This window comes from Metabacillus bambusae, assembly GCF_017497975.1.
GTDB classification, from domain to species: domain Bacteria; phylum Bacillota; class Bacilli; order Bacillales; family Bacillaceae; genus Metabacillus; species Metabacillus bambusae.
The window spans coordinates 1-22,099 of record NZ_JAGDEL010000031.1; the positions used below are offsets into that span (position 1 = coordinate 1).

A 22,099-nucleotide genomic window follows, 5' to 3' on the forward strand; every position below is an offset into this window, starting at 1 on the left:
CAAGATGAGATTTCCCATAGCGTAAGCTAGTAAGATCCCTGAAAGATGATCAGGTTGATAGGTCTGAGGTGGAAGCGCGGTGACGTGTGGAGCTGACAGATACTAATCGATCGAGGACTTAACCTAAATAGAAAAGCGGAAGAAGCTTAGCTTTTATCCATAGGGAATTGGAGCGACCTTAGAAGAAGTCGTTCTTTGACTTCGTACGAGAGAGTGAAATTACCGTAGGATTTGGCTTCTGTAGCTGGACAAAGTAAGAGCGTAAACTCAGTTAAGTGAATTGAATTGTGAATCGTTATCTAGTTTTGAAGGAATATCCCTTCAACTTAATAAATTATCTGGTAATGATGGCGAAGAGGCCACACCCGTTCCCATGCCGAACACGGAAGTTAAGCTCTTCAGCGCCGATGGTAGTTGGGGGTTTCCCCCTGTGAGAGTAGGACGTTGCCGGATAAGAGAGAGAAGATCAGTAGAGATACTGGTCTTTTTTGTAGATTTTTTTATAAACCGCAAGGTTTAATAATTTAGAAATGAAGACAAATTTAAATTACTAGCCTGAGGCTTGGGAGAAGCATATAAAGGAACTTCTACTAAGAACGCCACGTCCTGTGGCAACGTAGAAGTCAGCACATCCTGTGCAAGTAAGGAAGCGCAGAGAGTGAAGACCGGAATGTGCGTTCTTGGCACATGAGGATCTGAATGAACAAGCTGACGAAGAGATTCGCCGCTTATCGCAAGCCGATATCCGAACACGGAAGTTAAGCTCTCTGCGCCGATGGATACATAATAAGGATCTTCTGCTAAAAGCGCCACGTCCTGTGGCAACGCAGAAGTCAGCACATCCTGTTCAAGTCCTGTGAGAGTAGGTAAGAGAGAAAAAGATCAGTAGAGATACTGGTCTTTTTTGTCGGTGTATTTTAAAAGTGAAATGCTTAAATTCTGAAATGAGCAAATTTGAACTACTAACCTAAGGCTAGGGAAGAAGTATAAAAATAAAATACATGACGTTTTTTAAGTTTTTATTCAAGACAAACACAAAAGAAGTTATCCGTACATAGAGTAAAGAAAACAATATTAATTAAATTCTAAATTGTGTATACAATGTAGAGGTTTGGGCAAACTATAAAGTATGGAGGTGGAGAAAATGAATTCTAATAGTTTACAAAGTTCTAAAGGGGAAACTTGTATAATATGTGATATAGAAAAAATGGCAGGAATTCATCTCTATACGAGTTTTATTTGTGTAGATTGTGAAAAAAAAATGACTAGTACACAAACATCTGATCCTAAATACCAATATTACTTAGAAAAATTAAGAAGGGTAAAAAACCCGCCACTATACTCATAATAAAAAACTAAAACCTATTAAAAAGGACTGACTTCAATCAGTCTTTTTTATGTTTACTTAAGTTAATAAGTCATACATAAATTTTTATATTGAGACTAAGTATATACTCATCAAGTGAAGTATTGTTATAATTATTTTATATAAAATAAAGGACGCTGATATATGCATGGAAACACCCCTCTTTACAGCATTAATGCAACATACGAAGAGGAACCCTCTGTCCTTACATGTTCCTGGACATAAAAATGGGACTATCTTTATGAATCAAGCAGAACAGATCTATAGAGGAATTTTACCTTTCGATGTTACAGAGCTAACTGGATTGGATGATTTGCACCATCCTAAAGAAGCGATAGCAAAGGCGCAACAGCTAACGGCAACATTATACGGTGTGCAGAATACATACTTCTTAGTGAACGGGTCAACGGTTGGAAACTTAGCGATGATTTTAGCTTCCAGTAGTAAAAATGATGAGGTTCTAGTCCAAAGAAATTCTCATAAATCAATCATCAATGGAATTCAATTAGCTGGGGCTAGTCCGATTTTTTTGTCACCTAAAGTGGATAATGAGTATCAAGTACCTTCATATGTTGAGATAGAGACTATAAAGGAAGCAATAAGACGTTATCCAAAGGCAAAAGCATTAATTTTAACAAATCCAAATTATTACGGCTTAACAATAGATTTAACTGCAATTATTCAGCTTGCTCACAAACACAGGATCCCTGTACTAGTGGATGAGGCACATGGAGCTCATTTTATAGCAGGGAATGAATTTCCTACTTCAGCAATAGAATCAGGTGCAGATATTGTTGTTCATTCTGCCCATAAAACATTACCTGCAATGACAATGGGTTCATTCCTTCATTTTAATAGTAAGTTAATTGATAAGGAAAAGCTTGATTTTTATTTATCAGTTCTGCAAAGTAGTAGTCCATCATATCCGATAATGGCATCATTAGATCTAGCTAGAGCTTATCTTAAAGGTATAAAGGAAGATAAAAAACAGGGCGAAATATTACAAGCAATAGAGTCTGTGAAGCAGCAAATACATTCTATTGATGAAATAGACATCGTCCGATCTACTGATAAATTAGTGAGGACTGATCCATTAAAGGTTACGATACGTTCAACAAATGGTTTAACAGGATTTGAACTTCAAGACTACTTTGAATCACAAAATATTTTTGCGGAACTAGCTGATCCTACTAACTTGCTGTTTATCTTACCACTCGCTAACACGATAGTAAGAATAGACGAACTAGAAAAAATAAAAGGAAAGTTTCCTAATCCCTCTCACTCTACATTTAACAGACAACTAGTCCATTCTAAAATTAGTCAATCTAATAGTATCCAACCATTAGAAAAGCCATATTCATATTTGAATGAATGTGAAAGGAAGCTGGTAGCATTTGATGAGGCAATTGGCTATTATTCAGCAGAATCAATTATTCCATATCCACCTGGAATACCATTTATTATGATTGGTGAGACAATAACTACTATATTAATTGAACAATTAACAGAACTAATAAAATCTGGAGTAAGTATTCAAGGTGATCGTAATATACAACAAGGAAAACTAGCTATATTTATGAAAAGAAGGTGAGCATTTTGAAAGGGAAATTTATAACGTTTGAAGGGCCAGAAGGAGCTGGTAAGACGACGGTTTTAGAATTGCTAATGGTAGAATTACAGCAATCTGGCATTGATGCTATCTTTACTAGAGAGCCTGGAGGTATTAGCATATCAGAAAAGATTCGTGAAGTGATATTAAATAAAGAACATACAGAGATGGATTCAAGAACAGAAGCACTTCTTTATGCTGCTGCTAGAAGACAGCATCTTGTCGAGAAGGTTATACCTTCAATAAACAAAGGAAAAACTGTATTTTGTGATAGATTTATCGATAGTTCCTTAGCATATCAAGGGTATGCAAGAGGGTTAGGTATTGATGAAGTCCTTTCAATAAATGAATTTGCCATTAATGGGTTCATGCCTGACTTAACCTTTTATTTTAAGATTGATCCTGAAAATGGACTTAAAAGAATTGCAAAAAGTGAGGAAAGAGAGAAAAATCGTCTCGATTTAGAAGACCTTTCATTCCATAAAAAAGTTCAGGAGGGTTATGAGAAGGTTATTACTAGGTTTAAAGAAAGAATTATTGTAATTGATGCTGAGCAACCAATTGAAGAAGTAGTTTCTGACGTAAGAAATGCTTTGAAAAAGCATTTTCAATTTTAATCTCCAGTTGGCATTAAATTACTATTAAACAAGCAATGAATCACATAGATGAACATGTTACAATATAAGGAGGCCTTTCATTATGAAATTAGTTATTGTCGTTGTACAAGATCAAGATAGTAATAAACTATTGAATGCGTTGATGGAGCATAATTTCCGTGTAACAAAATTATCTAGTTCAGGTGGATTCCTAAAGTCTGGTAATACGACATTTATGATAGGGACAGAAGATATAAGAGTTGATAAAGCCTTACAAATCATTAGGGATAATTGTAAATCGAGAGATCAACTAGTTGCACCAGTTTCACCTATGGGAGGAAATGCTGATTCCTTTATCCCATATCCTGTAGAAGTAGAGGTTGGCGGTGCAACAGTTTTTGTTATTCCTGTGGAGCAGTTTCATCAATTTTAATGTGATATAGATGGATTAATAATCTTTTTCATAACAGATGGTGGCGATACAACGCCATGGGGGTTTTTATGAAAATTAGTCAAGATATTCGTTCAACAATGGATAAACGAGGTTTAGAGCAAAAAGCTGCACAAACAACTTCTAAAGGGTTTCAAGATTTAATTTCGAAGCAAGGGAACAAGCTTCAGATGGAACAATTAAATAAGTTGTTAGTAAATATTGAAGATGCAGGACGTCGCGTTTCTAAATCAAGGAATTTTAGTGATCTCTCAAAATATAAATTATTGGTTAAGAAATTTATACATGAGGCTGTTGAATATGGCATGACAATGAAACAGTCAAGAAGTTGGGATTACAATGGAAATAGTCGGTCTTTAAAAATTATTGAACAGGTAGATAAATCACTTGTTGAATTAGCCGACGAAATTGTGAACAAGGAAAGCTCAACAATCGATATCCTTGCAAAAATAGGTGAAGTTAAGGGATTGCTTATCAACCTATATACGTAGGGAGTGAGAATAGGAATGGCGAAAAATTGGCAAGAATTAGCGTCATATCAACCGCGTGTTATTAAGTTACTAGCGAACAGTATTCAAAAGCATCGGTTAGCGCATGCCTATCTATTTGAGGGGAAGAAGGGTACAGGGAAAAAGGACATAGGGATCCTTCTAGCAAAAAGTTTCTTTTGTGAAAATCTCCAAGATTATAAGCCGTGTGATAGTTGTAAAAATTGTAAGAGGATACAATCTGGTAACCATCCAGATGTTCATATTGTTGAGCCTGATGGTCTTTCTATAAAGAAAGGACAGATTCAAGCGCTACAAGAGGAATTTTCAAAATCAGGTGTTGAATCTAATAGAAAGCTCTATATGATCATTCACGCTGATAAAATGACGGTAAATGCTGCAAACAGTTTATTGAAGTTTTTAGAGGAACCGAATGCAAATACAATTGCAATTCTAATGACTGAGCAGTATCATAAAATCTTGAATACGATCCTATCTCGTTGTCAGCTATTATCTTTTCAACCTTTACAACCAAAATTTATCGAAGAAGCACTTATTGAATCAAGCATTCCTAAGCATTTAGCAGCTCTCGTCTCACAGCTAACGAATGATACGGAAGCAGCAATTGAGATTGCACAAGATGATTGGTTTGCGCAAGGAAGATTGAAAGTGATAAAATTATATGAAATAGTCGTTAATCGAAAAGGACAGGCACCAATCTATGTTCATACAGATTGGATGAGCCACTTTAATGATAAAGATAAGCAAGAAACAGGGTTAGACTTGTTATTATATATATATAAAGATGTTTTATCGGTCCAATTAGGAAACGAGGAACAAGTCATTTATCAAGACTTGATTCAGCAAATAAAGCAGCATGCCCTTCAAATGACACAAAGAAGTGTGACTGAGAAGATTACTTCTATTTTAGAGGCTAAAAAAAGGCTTCATGCCAATGTAAATCCACAATTATTGATGGAAAAATTGGTTTTAACATTGCAGGAGGGATAAGTTTGTATGATGTTGTAGGTGTTCGTTTCAAAAAGGCGGGCAAAATATATTATTTCGACCCTAATGGTCTTCATATAGAGGATGACGACTTTGTAATTGTAGAAACAATTCGTGGTATTGAATACGGTAAAGTCGTATTAAATAATAAAAGGGTTGAGGAGAATGACGTAGTACTCCCCTTAAAAAAGGTCATCCGACTTGCAGATGATAAAGACAGACTGATGGTTCAGGAAAATCAAGATGCAGCAGAAGAAGCTTATGATGTGTGTCAAAAGAAGGTTTCTGAACACGGTTTAGATATGAAATTAGTCGATGTCGAATATACATTTGACCGTAATAAAGTGATTTTTTATTTCACAGCAGATGGTCGCGTTGACTTCCGTGAGCTTGTCAAGGATTTGGCGGCTATTTTTAAAACACGAATTGAGCTTAGACAAATTGGTGTTCGAGATGAAGCAAAAATGTTAGGTGGAATTGGACCTTGTGGCCGCATGTTATGTTGTTCTACATTTTTAGGTGATTTTGAGCCTGTTTCGATTAAAATGGCTAAAGATCAAAACTTGTCTTTAAATCCAACAAAAATTTCGGGCTTATGTGGTCGTTTAATGTGCTGTTTAAAGTATGAAAACGATGAGTATGAATCTGCTAAAGAACTTTTACCGGATTTAGGCGAAATGATTGGTACTCCTAATGGACTAGGTAAGGTTATTGGCCTAAATATATTAGAGCAAATTATACAGGTAAATCTAGTAGAACAGGAACGCGTGGTAGAATACACTTGGGATGAATTGCAGAAAGAAGGCGTAGTTCCAATGCAATCCACAGATTGATGAGGTGGAACAAGTGGATAAAAAAGAGATATTTGAATCTATAAACAGCATGGAACAACAAATAGGATCTTTATACACTCAATTGGGTGAGTTGAAGCAATATCTAGGTGAACTCATTGAAGAAAATCACCATTTAATAATCGAAAATGAGAATTTACGCCGTAGATTAGATTCAACATTAATTAACCCAACTAGTGTGAAAACAAAGGAAAAAAAATCAAAGGAAAAGCAACAAACGAAACATAATCAAATTGATATAGGTGAAGGGTATGATAACTTAGCAAGATTGTATCAAGAAGGTTTTCATATTTGTAACTTACATTATGGCAGTATTCGTAAAGATGGAGATTGTTTATTTTGCTTATCATTCCTAAATAAGAAGTAATGCGGCTGACTCATGATGGTTTGCCCTCTAGAAGAACCATGGAGGGACAAAACCCTTTGATATGTGTCAGTCTTTTTTTATCGTTTCAGGATTATTGCTAGGAGCCACAGCTAGATACGGAGTATTCCGTTTTCGCGTCACTAACCGTCTCTTGCGCTTTTGTTCTTTATTTCTAAAAGGAGTCATACATTTATGGTGAAATTAATAGGTGATGAAAGATTAGATTATTTATTAGCTGAGGATCTTAGGATTATTCAGAGTCCAACAGTCTTTTCTTTTTCTTTAGATGCAGTCTTACTTTCTAGGTTTACCTATATGCCCATTCAAAAAGGGAATATTATTGATTTGTGTACAGGGAATGGGATCATTCCATTAATACTAAGTACAAGAACAAAGGGTAAAGTAATTGGAGTGGAGATTCAGGAGAGACTGTATGATATGGCAGTAAGAAGTATTGCTTATAATAAACTAGAACATCAGTTAGAAATGATTCATGGTGATCTTAAAGATATGCCGAAGGAGCTAGGGTTTGGGAAATTCGATGTTGTCACATGTAATCCTCCTTATTTCGCTACCCCTCAGAGGGATAAACAAAATTTAAATGAGCATCTTGCAATTGCCAGGCATGAGATCCTTTGTACATTAGAGGATGTTATTAGAGCTAGTAGTCAGCTTGTGAAGCAAGGTGGGAAGATTGCACTTGTACATCGACCTGGTAGGCTTGTTGATATTGTAGAATTAATGAGGAAATATGGAGTTGAACCAAAACGAATTCAATTTGTTTTTCCTAAACTGGGGAAAGATGCAAATACATTGTTAATTGAAGGGATCAAGGGAGGCAATTCAGATTTAAAAATGCTGCCCCCAATATTTGTTTATAATGGAGAAAATGAATATACAAATGAGATCCGGACGATATTATATGGAGATAAAGAGGACGATACTCGCTAATTAACGAGTGACATTATTATATGCTAAATGCTTGCGTGGAATAGGCCATAAGGAGTTTATATGGAACAAACAAATCATTATTTTTATGTACTTGAATGTAGTGATGGGAGTTATTATGCAGGATATACAGTCGATATAAGCGAAAGATTAAAAAAACACAATAATGGTAAAGGTGCTAAATATACAAGAGGAAGAACTCCGGTTAAGTTATTGTATTCAGAAGAATTTAAAACAAAAAGTGAAGCTTTAAAAATGGAAATATCCTTTAAAAAGCTACCAAGAAAGGCTAAAGAAAAATACATAAGCAGTGAAACATATGAAATAGAAGGGTGAAGGGAACATGCTAAAAAGGCAAAAAAGCTTTCATAATGGAGAGAAGGAAATAGGAGATTTATATTTAGTTCCCACTCCAATTGGAAATTTAGAGGATATGACATTCCGTGCAATAAAAATCCTCAAGGAAGTCGATTTAATTGCTGCTGAAGACACTCGTCAATCTAGAAAATTATGTAATTATTTTGAAATAGAAACATCGATTTTTAGTTATCATGAGCATAATAAGGAGACAAGTGGTAACAGAGTGCTGGAATTGTTACAACAAAAGAAAAATATTGCTCTTATTAGTGATGCGGGAATGCCAACAATTTCTGATCCAGGTAGTGAATTAGTTAAACAAGTACTTGCATTAGGGGGGAGTGTTATCCCTCTACCTGGTGCAAATGCTGCATTAACAGCATTAATTGCCTCAGGAATTAGTCCACAGCCCTTTTACTTTTTTGGCTTTTTAGATCGTCAAAAAAAGGAAAAGAAAAATCAGCTTGAATCTTTACGAGGAAGGATTGAAACAATAATCCTTTATGAATCTCCTCATCGATTAAAAGAAACGTTACAGCTCATGAAAGAGTATTTAGGAAATCGTTCGATTTGTTTATCAAGAGAATTAACAAAGAAATTTGAAGAATTTATACGAGGAAATATTGATGAGGTAATTAAGTGGTCTGAAGAAAATGAGATACGAGGTGAATTTTGTATTATAGTTGAAGGAACAGATGAAGATGAGTTTTCAACTGATGAAAATATGTGGTGGAGTGAATTAACCATAATGGATCATGTGGAACATTACATTGAGCAAGATGTACCTTCTAAAGAGGCAATTAAACGAGTATCAATTGAAAGAGGCATCCAAAAGAGAGAAGTTTATCAAGCATATCATATTGATTAAATGTCTTAATGAAAGACTGTTTCCGCCAACTTTGTTGCTATAAGTATTTGGGAATGGTTGACTGCATGAGTCTCACCTGTCCCGCTGCTTCCGTAGGAGTCTTGAATATCTGTTCTATTCAACCTAAAACGGTTTTGTTCAAGAAGCGATTTAAAGAACAACAATCTTTTAGAAAAGAGCCTAATGAAAAGAGGGTTCTGATTACTCAAAATATGAGTGTCAGAACCCTCTTTTTTAACTAATTACTTTTGAACTAGTTGGTTTTGAATTTCTGCTAAAATTTGTTCTGCACCTTCACGGCTAAGAACTAACTTACCATTAGCTAATGCAAGATTGTCGTCAGAAACTTCTCCAGTAACTTGACAAGTCATGTTTGGCTTATATTTTTTTAAAATGATTTTTTCATCATCCACATAAATTTCTAAAGCATCCTTTTCAGCAATACCTAATGTGCGTCGTAGTTCGATTGGAATAACCACACGGCCTAACTCATCAACTTTACGTACAATACCAGTAGATTTCATAATGATAAATCTCCTCTCAATTTTGACATTCTCTATGTTTTTAAATTAAACTTCGTCAATATTCGACAAAAACTGATTTGCTTTTTAAGCATATCAATGTTTCCAATAATCGTCAATCATTTTATTTATTTTCCCATGTAAAAAAATAGGTGGAGGTTTTTTATCCTTGTAGGTATAAGGTTTTATTGAATATATACCCTCAAAACATGGAATCTAAACCTGAAAATGGAAATTTTATATTGTTAAATACCTTTATATTTTTCTAAATGAACTACAGAATTTTCGACAAATCTTCTATGTTTGTGTCGAAATAGATGTCGAATTGTAGAAATCAAAAATCTTTATGTATATATTCTTGATATTAGGGGCCAAGATGGTATCATAAAGAGTATGAAATGATCAAGGATGGATAGGTTCGTAATGCTAGGTCACTATTTAATTTGATCGATTTGAATATTAGTTTTTTCATAACGCTCTCGTCCTTAGGGGCGAGAGCGTTTTTTGAAATGAAAAGCCAAGTATAAGGTTATAGACAAAGTTTTAGTGACTAGCTTCAGCGCTAAAGCAGAAGTGAACTTTACACTCCTTAAACGCTAAGTCAACATCGAACGCTCGTGCTCTACGTGTTTCTTTTATCTCATAGGGAGTGCTCTTAGTTCATATGTCGCTAAACATGCGCTTGCGCTTTTCGAATATTGAGGAGGTTACATAATGGAGAATAGTCAAAAAACATTTTATATTACTACTCCAATTTATTATCCAAGTGGAAAGTTACATATTGGACATGCCTATACGACAGTAGCTGGGGATGCAATGGCTCGGTATAAACGGATGCGTGGATACGATGTTATGTATTTAACTGGTACTGATGAACATGGTCAAAAAATTCAACGTAAAGCTGAGGAAAGCAATGTTACTCCGCAACAATATGTTGATAATATTGTTTCAGGTATTGAAACTTTATGGGGTAAGATGGATATTTCTTATGATGATTTTATAAGAACAACACAAGACCGACATAAGGTGGTTGTAGAGAAAATTTTTACACAGCTTGTTGAACAAGGCGATATTTATTTAGATGAATATGAGGGCTGGTACTCTGTCCCAGATGAAACCTATTATACAGAGCTTCAACTTGTAGATCCTATAAAAGAGAATGGGAAAATAGTTGGTGGGAAAAGCCCTGATAGTGGCCACCCTGTTGAATTGGTAAAAGAAGAATCCTATTTCTTTAAAATGGGGAAATATGTTGATCGTCTTTTAGCCTACTATGATGAAAATCCTGAATTTATTCAGCCAGAATCAAGAAAAAACGAAATGATTAATAATTTTATTAAGCCAGGTCTTGAGGATTTAGCTGTTTCACGTACAACATTTGATTGGGGAGTAAAAGTCCCAGGAGATCCAAAGCATGTTATTTATGTTTGGATTGATGCACTTTCTAACTATATTACAGCACTAGGGTTTGGGACTGATCATGATGAGAAATATAAAAAGTATTGGCCTGCAGATGTTCATATTGTAGGAAAGGAGATCGTTCGTTTCCACACTATTTACTGGCCAATTATGTTAATGGCTTTAGATTTACCTCTACCTAAGAAAGTATTTGCACATGGCTGGCTTTTAATGAAAGATGGCAAAATGTCAAAATCTAAAGGCAATGTTGTTGATCCAGTCACATTAATTGATAAATATGGATTAGATGCCCTTCGTTATTATTTACTTAGAGAGGTTCCATTCGGTTCAGATGGAGTCTTTACACCTGAAGGCTTTATTGACCGTGTAAATTATGACTTAGCAAATGACTTAGGGAATTTATTAAATCGAACTGTAGCAATGATTGATAAATACTTTAATGGACAAGTACCTGAGTATAATGGAGTCCAAACAGAATTTGATGAGCAACTTGTGACAGTTTCACAAAATACTGTGAAAAAGTACGAGGATGCTATGGATAAAATGGAATTTTCAATTGCTCTTTCTTCTTTATGGCAATTTATTAGCAGAACAAACAAATATATTGATGAGACACAGCCATGGGTGTTAGCAAAAGATGAAGCTAATCGTGATAAGTTAGCCTCAGTTATGGTCCATTTGGCAGAGTCATTACGTATTACGGCTGTATTATTAAAGCCATTTCTAACAGAAACACCAAATCATATTTTTAATCAGTTAGGGATTGAAGATGAAAGTCTTAAAGCTTGGGATAGTATTACAAGCTTTGGTCAAATTAATAAAACACAGGTGAATAAACAGGCGCCAATTTTCCCACGTCTAGAAGTTGAGGAAGAAGTCCAATATATTAAAGAGCAAATGAAGGGGTCTGTCCCTGTACAAGAAGAGAAGCAAGTAGAAGCTCCATCAATAGAAGAAGAAATTACAATCGATGATTTTATGAAGGTTGATTTACGTGTAGCAGAGGTAATCCATGCAGAGCCAGTTAAAAAGGCAGATCGCCTATTGAAAATCCAATTAGACTTAGGTTACGAAAAAAGACAGGTAGTTTCTGGAATTGCAAAATTTTATAAACCTGAAGAATTAATCGGTAAGAAAGTCATTTGTGTTGTTAATCTTAAACCAGTAAAACTTCGCGGTGAGCTTTCTCAAGGGATGATTTTAGCAGGTTCACAGGATGATGTCCTGTCAGTTGCTACGGTTGATGCTAGTCTACCTAATGGTTCAAGAGTAAAATAACAAAATAAAAAAGGGGTGTTCCACGTGTAACATTTTGTAGAACACCTCTTTGATTTGTCGAATGGAAAGGAAGAGGTAAATAATGCTATTTGATAGCCACGCTCATTTAAATGCGATTCAATACGAAGAAGATATAGTAGAGGTCATTCAGCGAGCAAAAGATGAAAAAGTAACACATATTGTGGTGGTAGGTTTTGATAGGGATACGATTAGTAAAGCAATGGAATTAACTGATCAATATGACATGATCTATGCAGCTGTAGGATGGCATCCAGTTGATGCAATTGATATGACGGATGAAGATCTAAATTGGATTAAACAGTTAGCTTCACATCCGAAGGTTGTTGCAATAGGTGAGATGGGACTGGATTATTATTGGGATAAATCCCCTAAAGATATACAGAAGGAAGTTTTTCGTAAACAAATCAAATTAGCAAAAGAGGTTAAGCTTCCAATTATTATTCATAACCGTGATGCTACAGAAGATGTTGTAAGAATTCTGCAGGAAGAGAATGCAAGTGAAGTAGGCGGTATTATGCATTGCTTTACAGGTAGCCTCGAGGTAGCTAAGCAGTGTATGGATATGAACTTCTATATATCTTTTGGGGGACCTGTAACCTTTAAAAATGCGAAAAAACCAAAGGAAGTCGTCAAAGAAATACCGATGGATCGGCTTTTAATTGAGACCGATTGCCCGTATTTGACCCCACATCCTTTTAGAGGAAAGCGCAATGAGCCAAGCTATGTGAAGTATGTTGCTGAACAAATTGCAGAGTTAAGAGGAGTTACTTTGGAGGAAGTAGCAACAAAAACTTCCGACAATGCGAGGAAATTATTCGGCATAACTCGATAAGGAAACATGTCGAGTTTTGGAATAGCTTGTCCTGCTGGTTACAATATCTAAAAGTTCTACATGTCTCATCTCCTTCATAGGATATATTTGTCGATAACTCTTTCTTCACTTTTGTCTTATTATTGCGCATAATTATGAATACGTTGGAAAATTGAGACAACGTCGAGAGGGTTGACAAGATGACAGATACTCTATATAATCCACGAGGAAGAAGGAGGCGTTTTTCATTTTCATTCAAAACATGAAAAAGCTGTTTTCCGAAAAAGTAATAAAAAATAAGGTTGTCCTTTCTGCTGCTAGTTTACTAGTATTAGGGTCAGGTACCGCTTATGGTACATATGAGGGAACGAAGGATACTGTATCATTGACTGTAAACGGTAAAGAAGAGAAGATACGGACTCATGCGGATACAGTGAGTGCATTACTAAAAGAAATAGAAATAGATACAAGAAAAGAAGATAGCATCTCACCTGCAGCAGGTAAAAAGATAGAAGATCACATGGAAATAGTCTATGAAGCTTCTAAACCAATAAATGTTGCAATAGGCGAGAAGCGAAGGACAATCTGGACGACAGCGGATACAGTGAAAGAATTAATACAGCAAGAGAACCTAGATGTTACAGAGCATGATAAGATTGAACCAGCATTAGACACAAAGATTGAAAAAGATTTGTCACTAACCATTGATAAAGCATTCAAGCTTACACTAAATGTTGGCGAAGAAAAACAACAAGTTTGGACTACTTCGACTACTGTCGCTGACTTTTTAAAAGAACACAACGTTAAATTAAACAAATTAGATGAAGTTCAACCGGCTCTTACAGCAAAAATCAATGAAAAGAGCGCCATAACGGTTACACGTATAGAAAAAGTCACCGATGTAGTGGAAGAACCAATTGCCTTTGATGTTGTTACGAAAAACGATAGCAGCATTGATAAAGGGAAGCAGAAAGTTATTGATTCTGGAAAAGAAGGTAAACAAAAGAAGCACTATGAAGTTGTTGTTGAAAATGGGAAAGAGATTTCTAGGAAACTACTTAAAACAGAAACTGTTGAAGAAAGTAAAGATCGTGTTGTCGCTTTAGGTACAAAGGTTGCCAGCCCAGTAAGTACTGCTACTGTTTCACGCGGAAATGATTCTGTTGCAAAAGAATTTTATGTTAGCTCAACAGCTTATACGGCAAATTGTAATGGTTGTTCAGGAACAACAGCTACAGGAGTCAATTTACGGGCAAATCCTAATGCTAAGGTGATTGCAGTTGATCCGAATGTGATCCCACTAGGTACAAAAGTGTATGTCGAGGGCTATGGATATGCAGTTGCTGCTGACACAGGTTCAGCAATAAAGGGAAACAAAATCGACGTGTTCATACCATCAAAATCAGCTGCCTATCGATGGGGTTCGAAAAAAGTAAAAATAAAAATATTAGATTAGAACTGGCAGAGGGTTTTTATCCCTCTGTTTTTTTGCGTTATAATAGAAAAGCGCAATGAACAGGTACGACAAACATAAGATGCTTTTGAATTGAAGATGTTTATTTACCTGAAAGTAAAAGTGGCTTCAGATTCGAGAGTATAGGCGCTGTAGCTAGATACAAAACTAACTAGGATATTTAATTAGTTTCTATATAGTAGACGATTCAACTCTGTAAAAAGTTTCATCATTTGGAGGAAAAAATGAAAATAAAAGAAATTATTGTTGTTGAGGGAAAAGATGATACAACAGCTATTAAACGAGCTGTTGATGCAGATACAATTGAAACGAATGGATCATCAATTGGTGAGTCAGTTATAGAGCAAGTTAAGCTTGCTCAACAAACAAGAGGTGTCATTTTATTTACTGATCCGGATTTTCCTGGTGAAAAGATAAGAAATACAATTTCAGAGAAAGTCCCTGGCTGTAAACATGCTTTCTTGCCTAAAGAGGAAGCAAGACCGAAAAATGGCAGGGGTATAGGGGTTGAACACGCGTCTGTTGAATCAATACGTACTGCTTTACAGTCAGTAAAAGAAGAAATGGATGAATTCATTAGTGAAATATTTTTGGATGATTTATTAGAAGCTGGTCTAGTGGGTGGAAATCGAGCAAGGGCTAGACGTGAAAAATTAGGCACTTTATTAAAAATCGGCTATACAAATGGAAAACAACTTCATAAAAGACTGCAAATGTTTCAAATAAGTAGAGAAGAATACATAAAAGCAGTAACCACGATCTTACAGGAGGAGAATAATTAATGATAAAGGATATTGCAACACCAGTTAGAACTAAGGCAATATTAGAAAAGTACGGCTTTTCCTTTAAAAAAAGTTTAGGTCAAAATTTTCTTATAGAACCAAATATATTATCAAGAATTGTTGATCATGCTGATGTAACTGATAAAACGGGTGTTATTGAAATTGGACCAGGAATAGGTGCGTTAACAGAACAGCTTGCTAGAAGGGCAAAAAAGGTTGTCGCTTATGAGATCGACCAAAGATTGCTCCCAATCTTAAATGAAACATTAGCTCCATATCCTAATGTATCAATTATTCACCAAGATGTTTTAGAAGCAGATTTAAAAGGAGCGGTAAAGGATAACTTTAGCGACTGTGAAGAAATTATGGTTGTAGCAAACTTACCTTATTACGTAACAACGCCAATCATAATGAAGCTATTAGAAGATCAATTACCACTTAAAGGGATCGTTGTAATGCTTCAAAAAGAGGTGGCAGATCGAATTTCAGCTAAACCATCTACAAAAGAATATGGTTCGTTATCTATTGCTGTACAGTATTATACGGATGCAAAAACAGTTATGACTGTTCCTAAAACAGTATTTGTTCCTCAGCCTAATGTTGATTCAGCAATTATACGCTTATTAGTAAGAGATAAGCCAATTGTTGAATTGGAAAATGAATCATTCTTTTTCAAAATTGTCCGAGCTAGCTTTGCACAGAGAAGGAAAACACTGCTAAATAATTTGGTTCATTTCTTACCAAATGGAAAAGAATTAAAAACGGTGATAGAAGAAACATTGTCACAAGTAAATATCGATGGAAGACGAAGAGGAGAGTCTCTTTCCATTGAAGAGTTTGCTAAGCTAAGTGATGCATTAGATAAAATGCTCACAAATGCTTAGTGTTTCACCTTAGTAAATTTTAAGATAACAGCATAAATAAAAAGTATAGAAATCTAGATGTAGTCTATTTTTGACTAAGTCTAGATTTTTTGCCGTTTAGTTGAATCAGAAATTTAGGGAGTTAGTGACACCTTTATGTTTTTTACGATGTGATATCACAAATTAATAAAATCAACATAGGCTAGAGGAGGATACCTTATTAGAGGGAATTAGATTTTGAACGGAGTTTTTGTATATAGCTGCAGCGCTAAGCCCTTCATAAATTGAAGGTAAAAAGAACACCTTCTAATCATGAGCGTCTTTCTCTCTAGGCTGAGCAAGCCGTTAGCGCTTTTTAAACATTGGAGTGATAAACATGCAGGTGAAAATTGGAGATGTAGTAGCAAGAAAATCCTATAAGCTTGACCTGTTATTTAGAGTGATTGATGTAAAAACATCTGCTAATGGTGAGCAGGTTGCAATTTTATATGGTGATGAATTTAGGCTAATAGCAGATGCACAATGTAATGACCTAGTTGTTGTTGATGAAAAGGAAAAAAATAGCCGTAAGCAAAAGGAAAAGGAAATCATTGATCAATCGTATTATTTATTTAGGCAGGATTATCAACTATTGCGAGAAAAACAGGAATATTACGCAACATCTAGCTATAGTCATAATGAAGAGTTTTTTCATATACCAGGAAGAGTTCTTCATGTTGATGGAGATCCACTTTATTTACAGAAGTGTTTATCCTTATATGAAAAGATCGGGGTCCCAGTAAATGGAATACATGTAAGTGAAAAAGAGATGCCAGAAAAAATAATCGGGCTGTTAGATAAATACCGTCCAGATATATTAGTGGTGACGGGCCATGATGCTTATTCAAAACATAAAGGAAATATAGATGATTTAAATGCATATCGGCATTCTAAACAGTTTGTTCAAACAGTAAGAAATGCCCGTAATAAAGTTCCACACCTTGACCAGCTAGTCATATTTGCAGGAGCATGTCAGTCTCACTTTGAATCTTTAATTCGTGCAGGTGCTAATTTTGCCAGCTCGCCTTCAAGAGTTAATATTCATGCATTAGACCCGGTATACATTGTTGCAAAAATAAGTTTTACACCTTTTGTTGAGAGAATTAATGTGTGGGATGTTCTTAGAAATACCCTAACAAGAGAAAAAGGACTTGGTGGTGTAGAAACAAAGGGCGTACTTCGAACAGGTATGCCATATAGAAAACATGATCTTCAATAATATTTTGCCGCTTATCATTTAAGTAATGTAAGTGGCTTTTTTTGTGTAAGAGCAAGAACTTCGAGGTAATTCTAAAAAAAAATCTATTTTTTTTGATAAAAATCATGGTTATTTATTCTTAGAGGAGTGTCTATTCCAAATGTTTATTTCTTATTAATAATCCCAAAAAACCCTATGATTTAAGTTGTTTTCAGTCAAAAAATGAACAATTAGTTAAGAAATAAAAAAAACATTCATTTTTACACATAAAAGTGCCCGACTTTGATCAAACTACATGTAGGTAGAGTGAGAATTTTGTTGAAAATAATTTATTGACAGTAGGGAAAAGTTATTGATATAATTTAAATTTTATTTGACATTACATAGGCTTAAGATGTATAATTATACTAGTGAGGTGGATGCAATGGGAAAAACTCTAACGGATATTAAAAAGTCCTTGGATGGTAATCTTGGCAGACGATTAACTCTTAAAGCAAACGGTGGTCGTAGAAAAACGATAGAACGCTGTGGTGTACTTGCAGAAACCTATCCATCTGTCTTTGTTATTGAGCTTGATCAAGATGAAAATTCTTTTGAACGTGTATCTTACAGCTATGCTGATGTTTTAACTGAAACAGTACAATTAACATTTTTTGAAGATACAACAGGTTCATTTGCAGTTAGTGGACAGTAGACAGCGAATTGTTTACTGTTTTTTCTTTTGGAAAAAAAGGAATATTACTATAGATTTGGCTTCGTTAAAGCTCGCTGTTGATTTTTGGAGCGTAAGGCGTGAGACTCATGCAGGTGCAAAGCACCGACGAGGCTTTTGGACCGCCCGCGGAATGCAAATGCCTGCAGCGGAAATCAACAATCAAGTTTAACAGAGCCATAGATTTAATAAGCTTATGCCATTTTTTATGCATAAAAGGCAGAATTTAACAATTAATTATCTTCATAATATGTTGTTTTAATACAAATGATATAAAATGCCGTAGTGCAATTTCTTCTTTCAAATCCAAGCTTATCCTTTGAAAGGATGTGTTTTAGCATGGGCAGACGTCGTGGAATTATGTCTGAAAGCTTTAAATATGAATTGGCAAAAGACTTAGGTTTTTACGATACAGTTAAAGAAGAAGGCTGGGGAGCAATTCGGTCACGTGATGCTGGTAATATGGTTAAGCGCGCAGTTGAATTAGCTCAATCACAGCTTGCTAAACAGAACAGTAGGAATAAATAAAAAGCGGCAGGGTTGACTAGTAAGTTCAGTATTCTCATTTTGAGGACTGTTCTTGTAGTCAGCCCTTTCTTTCTATAGGGATTTAAACATATGTTAATGAGTTTTAAAACATTACAAATTCAGAATTTAAATATCAGGACTAAGTTTCTGTATCTAATTCCAGCGCCTAGCGCCTTGTGAACTTCACACTCCTTATACGCTAAGACAAAGTTGAACGCTCGTGCTCTTCATGTTTCCTTTATCTCATAAGGAGTGCTCTTTTTACTACGTAGCAAAGCAAGGCGTGTCCACTTTTCTAAGATTGTCGAAAAAGGAAATACTTTACCTGCTTTTGTGGTACAATGTTGATAAAATTTCAGATCGTCAAAGTAGGTGAATACAATGCGTGTTTTAGAAAAAGCACCAGCGAAGATAAATTTATCATTAGATGTCCTTCACAAACGTAAGGATGGCTTTCATGAAGTGAAAATGATTATGACAACAATAGATCTAGCCGACCGTGTTGAGCTAGTTGATTTACCATATGATGAAATACGGATTATTTCTCATAATCGATTTGTTCCAGATGATCAACGGAACTTAGCATATCAGGCAGCAAAATTATTAAAAGACCGATTTAAGATTAGAAAAGGGATATCTATTTCAATTACAAAGACAATTCCAGTAGCTGCAGGCTTAGCAGGAGGAAGTAGTGATGCGGCTGCAACTTTACGAGGGCTAAATCGGTTATGGAATTTAGGTTTAACTCTAGATGAATTAGCAAATCTAGGAGCAGAAATCGGATCAGATGTATCTTTTTGTGTATATGGAGGGACTGCGTTAGCTACTGGTAGAGGTGAAATCATTCATCATATTACTCCACCACCACATTGTTGGATCGTACTTGCAAAGCCAACAATTGGTGTTTCTACAGCTGACGTATATAAGAACTTAAACATCAACTCTATTCAACATCCTAATGTAGAGGGGATGATCGAAGCGTTAAAAATCGGTGATTATGATCAAATATGCAATCTTATGGGAAATGTATTAGAGAGTGTAACATTACATATGTATCCTGAAGTCGCAAATATCAAAGACCAAATGAAACGATTTGGCGCTGACGCAGTATTAATGAGTGGTAGCGGACCAACAGTTTTTGGTCTTGTGCAATATGAATCACGCTTGCCAAGAGTTTATAATGGCTTAAGGGGATTTTGTGACCAAGTTTTTGCAGTAAGAATGCTTGGAGAACGAAACAGCCTTGATTAAATACGGATATTAAGTTATATTTACTTTAATAATATTCGGATTTTGGAGGTTACCATTTCATGAAATTTCGTCGTAGTGGTCGTCTTGTGGATATGACAAACTACATGCTTCATCATCCACATTCGTTAGTGCCATTAACATTCTTTTCTGAGAAATATAAATCAGCTAAATCTTCCATAAGCGAAGACTTGACGATTATTAAAGAGACTTTTGAGCAACACGGAATTGGAACTTTACTAACCGTACCTGGTGCTGCTGGTGGAGTGAAGTTTATCCCACAAGTCGAGGCAAATGAAGCATTACAGTTCATTGACGAGCTTTGTGAATTAATGGCTAAACCAGAAAGGTTACTTCCAGGAGGTTATTTGTATTTAACGGATATCCTAGGTAACCCTTCTATTGTAAACAAGTTGGGAAGATTATTTGCAACGGTTTTTAGTAACCGTAAAATTGATGTGGTTATGACAGTAGCAACTAAGGGTATACCACTCGCCTATGCAGTCGCAGGACAGCTTGGTGTGCCAGTTGTTATGGTAAGAAAAGATAGTAAGGTAACAGAGGGCTCTACAGTAAGTATTAATTATGTTTCTGGTTCATCTAAGCGTATACAAACGATGCTCTTAGCAAAAAGAAGTTTAAAAGAAGGTTCAAATGTATTAATTATTGATGACTTCATGAAAGCTGGGGGTACAATTAATGGCATGATTAGCCTATTGGAAGAGTTCAAGGCTAATGTGGCAGGTATCGGTGTTCTTGTAGAAACTGAGGGAGTAGAAGAGAGATTGGTAGACGAATACGTCTCTCTCGTGAAATTAACTGATGTAGATACTCGTGAAAAACACATTCAGGTTATGGCAGGAACATATTTACAGTTTGTGAAGGATAAGGAGATTGGAGAGGATTAGTATGAAAATTGTAAGTACAAATCAGGCACCAGCTGCTATTGGTCCATATTCTCAAGGTATTATTGCAGGTAACCTATTTTATAGCTCAGGTCAGATTCCCTTAACTGCTGAGGGCGAGTTGGTTACAGGAGATATCGCTGAACAAACACACCAAGTTTTTAAAAATTTAAAAGCAGTACTAGAAGAGGCAGGAGCTTCACTTGAATCAGTTGTTAAAGCTACAGTATTTCTTAAGGATATGAATTCGTTTGCTGCATTTAATGATGTTTACGGCCATTATTTTGCAGAGCATAAGCCGGCACGTTCTTGTGTTGAGGTTGCACGTCTTCCGAAGGATGTTCTTGTAGAAATTGAAGTTATAGCATTAATTAAATAAATATCCTTTTAATTACCAATCGTATAATATGCGGTTGGTTTTTTGTTTGCTAAAAATTATATGTAATTTTACTTTGCCTTTGTGTCTAGCTTTTTGATTTCCACTCCATTATGTAAGGGAAGTAATGTATTTTATTATGAATCGTCTAAAATTTATTAGGCTAAATTAAAAAAATTTTCAAATAATGCAGGAATAAACAAAAAAACGTTGAATTTAGTAACTAAAGTTTTTCATATGGGGGAAAAGGTGGTGAACAGAATGGAAGTTACAGACGTTAGATTACGCCGCGTAAATACCGAAGGTCGTATGAGAGCGATTGCATCTATCACACTAGATCATGAATTTGTTGTTCATGATATTCGTGTTATTGATGGAAATAACGGTCTCTTTGTTGCGATGCCAAGTAAGCGTACTCCTGATGGAGAGTTCAGAGATATTGCACACCCTATTAACTCTAATACACGCGGAAAGATTCAAGATGCTGTATTAGCTGAATATCATCGTTTAGGTGAGCTAGAAGTAGAATTTGAAGAAGCAGGTGCTTCATAAAATATGAAAAGGGACTTTGCATATAGTGTGCAGAGTCCTTTTTTTGTCGTCTAGGAAATTATAAAATTCTAGTACTGTGGATAAGCGCTTGGCATCCAGCTCCAGCGCCTAGCCCCTCGAGGTCATAAGCCACTTAAGAATTGAAGGTAAAGAACACCTTCTATTCTTAAGCGTCTTATTTGCCCGAGGCTGTTCAAGGCGCTTGCGCTTTTGTTCTTGTTCAAGAAATTATAAAATTCTTGTACTGTGGATAACACTATGTTATCCAGCGCCAGTGCTAAAGGGAAGTGAACTTCACACTCTTTATTCTCTAAGTCAACATCGTCTTCGTGTTTCCTTTTAAGTCTCTTTCTAGTTTATACGTCGCTAAACGGGTGCTACTCTTTCCTCAGTATTTGTTAAAGTTCTGTAGTTTCGTACTAAAAAATAAAACTATGATAAAATTAGAAATATCATGTACTTT

Annotated in this window: 24 protein-coding genes and 2 rRNA genes; 25 read left to right on the forward strand and 1 reads right to left on the reverse strand. The window is 35.5% G+C overall.

Going from position 1 to position 22,099, the window contains the following annotated elements; all coding sequences use genetic code 11:
- The 13 genes from I7822_RS26100 to rsmI all read left to right on the forward strand — a co-directional run.
- A 23S ribosomal RNA gene (locus I7822_RS26100) occupies window positions 1-126 on the forward strand; the annotation flags it as partial.
- A 211-nt stretch (window positions 127-337) separates the two neighbouring features.
- Window positions 338-453, forward strand: a 5S ribosomal RNA gene (gene rrf / locus I7822_RS26105).
- Window positions 454-1,144: 691 nt separating this feature from the next.
- The gene (locus I7822_RS26110; RefSeq protein ID WP_243459689.1) at window positions 1,145-1,348 is read left to right on the forward strand and encodes a sigma factor G inhibitor Gin; all 204 of its coding nucleotides are present in this window, start codon (window positions 1,145-1,147) and stop codon (window positions 1,346-1,348) included.
- Window positions 1,349-1,514: 166 nt separating this feature from the next.
- Entirely contained in the window at window positions 1,515-2,957 is a 1,443-nt protein-coding gene (locus I7822_RS26115; RefSeq protein WP_207981994.1) for an aminotransferase class I/II-fold pyridoxal phosphate-dependent enzyme, read from the forward strand.
- Window positions 2,958-2,962: 5 nt separating this feature from the next.
- Window positions 2,963-3,592: a dTMP kinase gene (gene tmk, locus I7822_RS26120; RefSeq protein ID WP_207981995.1), complete on the forward strand. Its 630-nt coding sequence runs from the start codon at window positions 2,963-2,965 to the stop codon at window positions 3,590-3,592.
- Window positions 3,593-3,674: 82 nt separating this feature from the next.
- Window positions 3,675-4,004, forward strand: a complete 330-nt coding sequence (gene darA / locus I7822_RS26125) for a cyclic di-AMP receptor DarA (protein ID WP_207981996.1) — start codon at window positions 3,675-3,677, stop codon at window positions 4,002-4,004.
- Window positions 4,005-4,072: 68 nt separating this feature from the next.
- The gene (locus tag I7822_RS26130; protein ID WP_207981997.1) at window positions 4,073-4,513 is read left to right on the forward strand and encodes a YaaR family protein; all 441 of its coding nucleotides are present in this window, start codon (window positions 4,073-4,075) and stop codon (window positions 4,511-4,513) included.
- A gap of 15 nt (window positions 4,514-4,528) precedes the next feature.
- A complete protein-coding gene (gene holB / locus I7822_RS26135) occupies window positions 4,529-5,521 on the forward strand; it encodes a DNA polymerase III subunit delta' (RefSeq protein ID WP_207981998.1) in 993 nt (330 codons plus the stop codon).
- A gap of 2 nt (window positions 5,522-5,523) precedes the next feature.
- A complete protein-coding gene (gene ricT, locus I7822_RS26140; RefSeq protein ID WP_207981999.1) occupies window positions 5,524-6,351 on the forward strand; it encodes a competence/sporulation regulator complex protein RicT in 828 nt (275 codons plus the stop codon).
- Window positions 6,352-6,364: 13 nt separating this feature from the next.
- Window positions 6,365-6,736, forward strand: a complete 372-nt coding sequence (gene yabA / locus I7822_RS26145) for a DNA replication initiation control protein YabA (RefSeq protein WP_207982000.1) — start codon at window positions 6,365-6,367, stop codon at window positions 6,734-6,736.
- A gap of 195 nt (window positions 6,737-6,931) precedes the next feature.
- Entirely contained in the window at window positions 6,932-7,687 is a 756-nt protein-coding gene (locus I7822_RS26150) for a tRNA1(Val) (adenine(37)-N6)-methyltransferase (RefSeq protein ID WP_307847891.1), read from the forward strand.
- 60 nt (window positions 7,688-7,747) lie between these two features.
- Window positions 7,748-8,020, forward strand: a complete 273-nt coding sequence (locus tag I7822_RS26155; RefSeq protein ID WP_207982002.1) for a GIY-YIG nuclease family protein — start codon at window positions 7,748-7,750, stop codon at window positions 8,018-8,020.
- A gap of 7 nt (window positions 8,021-8,027) precedes the next feature.
- Complete coding sequence (rsmI, locus tag I7822_RS26160; RefSeq protein ID WP_207982003.1) at window positions 8,028-8,909, forward strand: 16S rRNA (cytidine(1402)-2'-O)-methyltransferase; 882 nt, start codon at window positions 8,028-8,030, stop codon at window positions 8,907-8,909.
- Window positions 8,910-9,151: 242 nt separating this feature from the next.
- On the opposite strand, the gene abrB is transcribed toward rsmI, so the two are convergent.
- Window positions 9,152-9,433 (reverse strand): transition state genes transcriptional regulator AbrB, encoded by a 282-nt coding sequence (gene abrB / locus I7822_RS26165; RefSeq protein WP_066333556.1) that lies wholly within the window; start codon window positions 9,431-9,433, stop codon window positions 9,152-9,154.
- A 711-nt stretch (window positions 9,434-10,144) separates the two neighbouring features.
- Here abrB and metG point away from each other — a divergent pair.
- The 12 genes from metG to spoVG all read left to right on the forward strand — a co-directional run bounded on the left by metG (window position 10,145) and on the right by spoVG (window position 21,636).
- On the forward strand, window positions 10,145-12,127 hold the full coding sequence (gene metG, locus I7822_RS26170) for a methionine--tRNA ligase (RefSeq protein WP_207982004.1): 1,983 nt from the start codon (window positions 10,145-10,147) through the stop codon (window positions 12,125-12,127).
- A gap of 82 nt (window positions 12,128-12,209) precedes the next feature.
- Window positions 12,210-12,980 (forward strand): TatD family hydrolase, encoded by a 771-nt coding sequence (locus tag I7822_RS26175; RefSeq protein ID WP_207982005.1) that lies wholly within the window; start codon window positions 12,210-12,212, stop codon window positions 12,978-12,980.
- Between the two features lie 241 nt (window positions 12,981-13,221).
- Window positions 13,222-14,415: a G5 and 3D domain-containing protein gene (locus I7822_RS26180; RefSeq protein ID WP_207982006.1), complete on the forward strand. Its 1,194-nt coding sequence runs from the start codon at window positions 13,222-13,224 to the stop codon at window positions 14,413-14,415.
- Window positions 14,416-14,657: 242 nt separating this feature from the next.
- Window positions 14,658-15,215, forward strand: coding sequence for a ribonuclease M5 (gene rnmV, locus I7822_RS26185; RefSeq protein ID WP_207982007.1), 558 nt, complete (start codon window positions 14,658-14,660; stop codon window positions 15,213-15,215).
- Window positions 15,215-16,099, forward strand: a complete 885-nt coding sequence (gene rsmA / locus I7822_RS26190; protein WP_207982008.1) for a 16S rRNA (adenine(1518)-N(6)/adenine(1519)-N(6))-dimethyltransferase RsmA — start codon at window positions 15,215-15,217, stop codon at window positions 16,097-16,099. Before rnmV ends, rsmA begins: the two co-directional genes overlap by 1 nt.
- A gap of 355 nt (window positions 16,100-16,454) precedes the next feature.
- Window positions 16,455-17,336 carry a sporulation peptidase YabG gene (gene yabG, locus I7822_RS26195; protein ID WP_207982009.1) on the forward strand — a complete coding sequence of 294 codons (882 nt, stop codon included), beginning with the start codon at window positions 16,455-16,457 and terminating at the stop codon, window positions 17,334-17,336.
- 403 nt (window positions 17,337-17,739) lie between these two features.
- The gene (gene veg / locus I7822_RS26200; RefSeq protein WP_026562427.1) at window positions 17,740-18,009 is read left to right on the forward strand and encodes a biofilm formation stimulator Veg; all 270 of its coding nucleotides are present in this window, start codon (window positions 17,740-17,742) and stop codon (window positions 18,007-18,009) included.
- Between the two features lie 357 nt (window positions 18,010-18,366).
- A complete protein-coding gene (locus tag I7822_RS26205; protein WP_207982010.1) occupies window positions 18,367-18,555 on the forward strand; it encodes a small, acid-soluble spore protein, alpha/beta type in 189 nt (62 codons plus the stop codon).
- 381 nt (window positions 18,556-18,936) lie between these two features.
- The gene (gene ispE, locus I7822_RS26210; protein WP_207982011.1) at window positions 18,937-19,806 is read left to right on the forward strand and encodes a 4-(cytidine 5'-diphospho)-2-C-methyl-D-erythritol kinase; all 870 of its coding nucleotides are present in this window, start codon (window positions 18,937-18,939) and stop codon (window positions 19,804-19,806) included.
- A gap of 59 nt (window positions 19,807-19,865) precedes the next feature.
- Window positions 19,866-20,711, forward strand: a complete 846-nt coding sequence (gene purR / locus I7822_RS26215) for a pur operon repressor (protein ID WP_066333527.1) — start codon at window positions 19,866-19,868, stop codon at window positions 20,709-20,711.
- Window position 20,712: 1 nt separating this feature from the next.
- Entirely contained in the window at window positions 20,713-21,087 is a 375-nt protein-coding gene (locus tag I7822_RS26220) for a RidA family protein (protein ID WP_207982012.1), read from the forward strand.
- A 258-nt stretch (window positions 21,088-21,345) separates the two neighbouring features.
- Window positions 21,346-21,636, forward strand: a complete 291-nt coding sequence (spoVG, locus tag I7822_RS26225) for a septation regulator SpoVG (RefSeq protein WP_046517517.1) — start codon at window positions 21,346-21,348, stop codon at window positions 21,634-21,636.
- The last annotated feature ends 463 nt before the right edge of the window (window positions 21,637-22,099 follow it).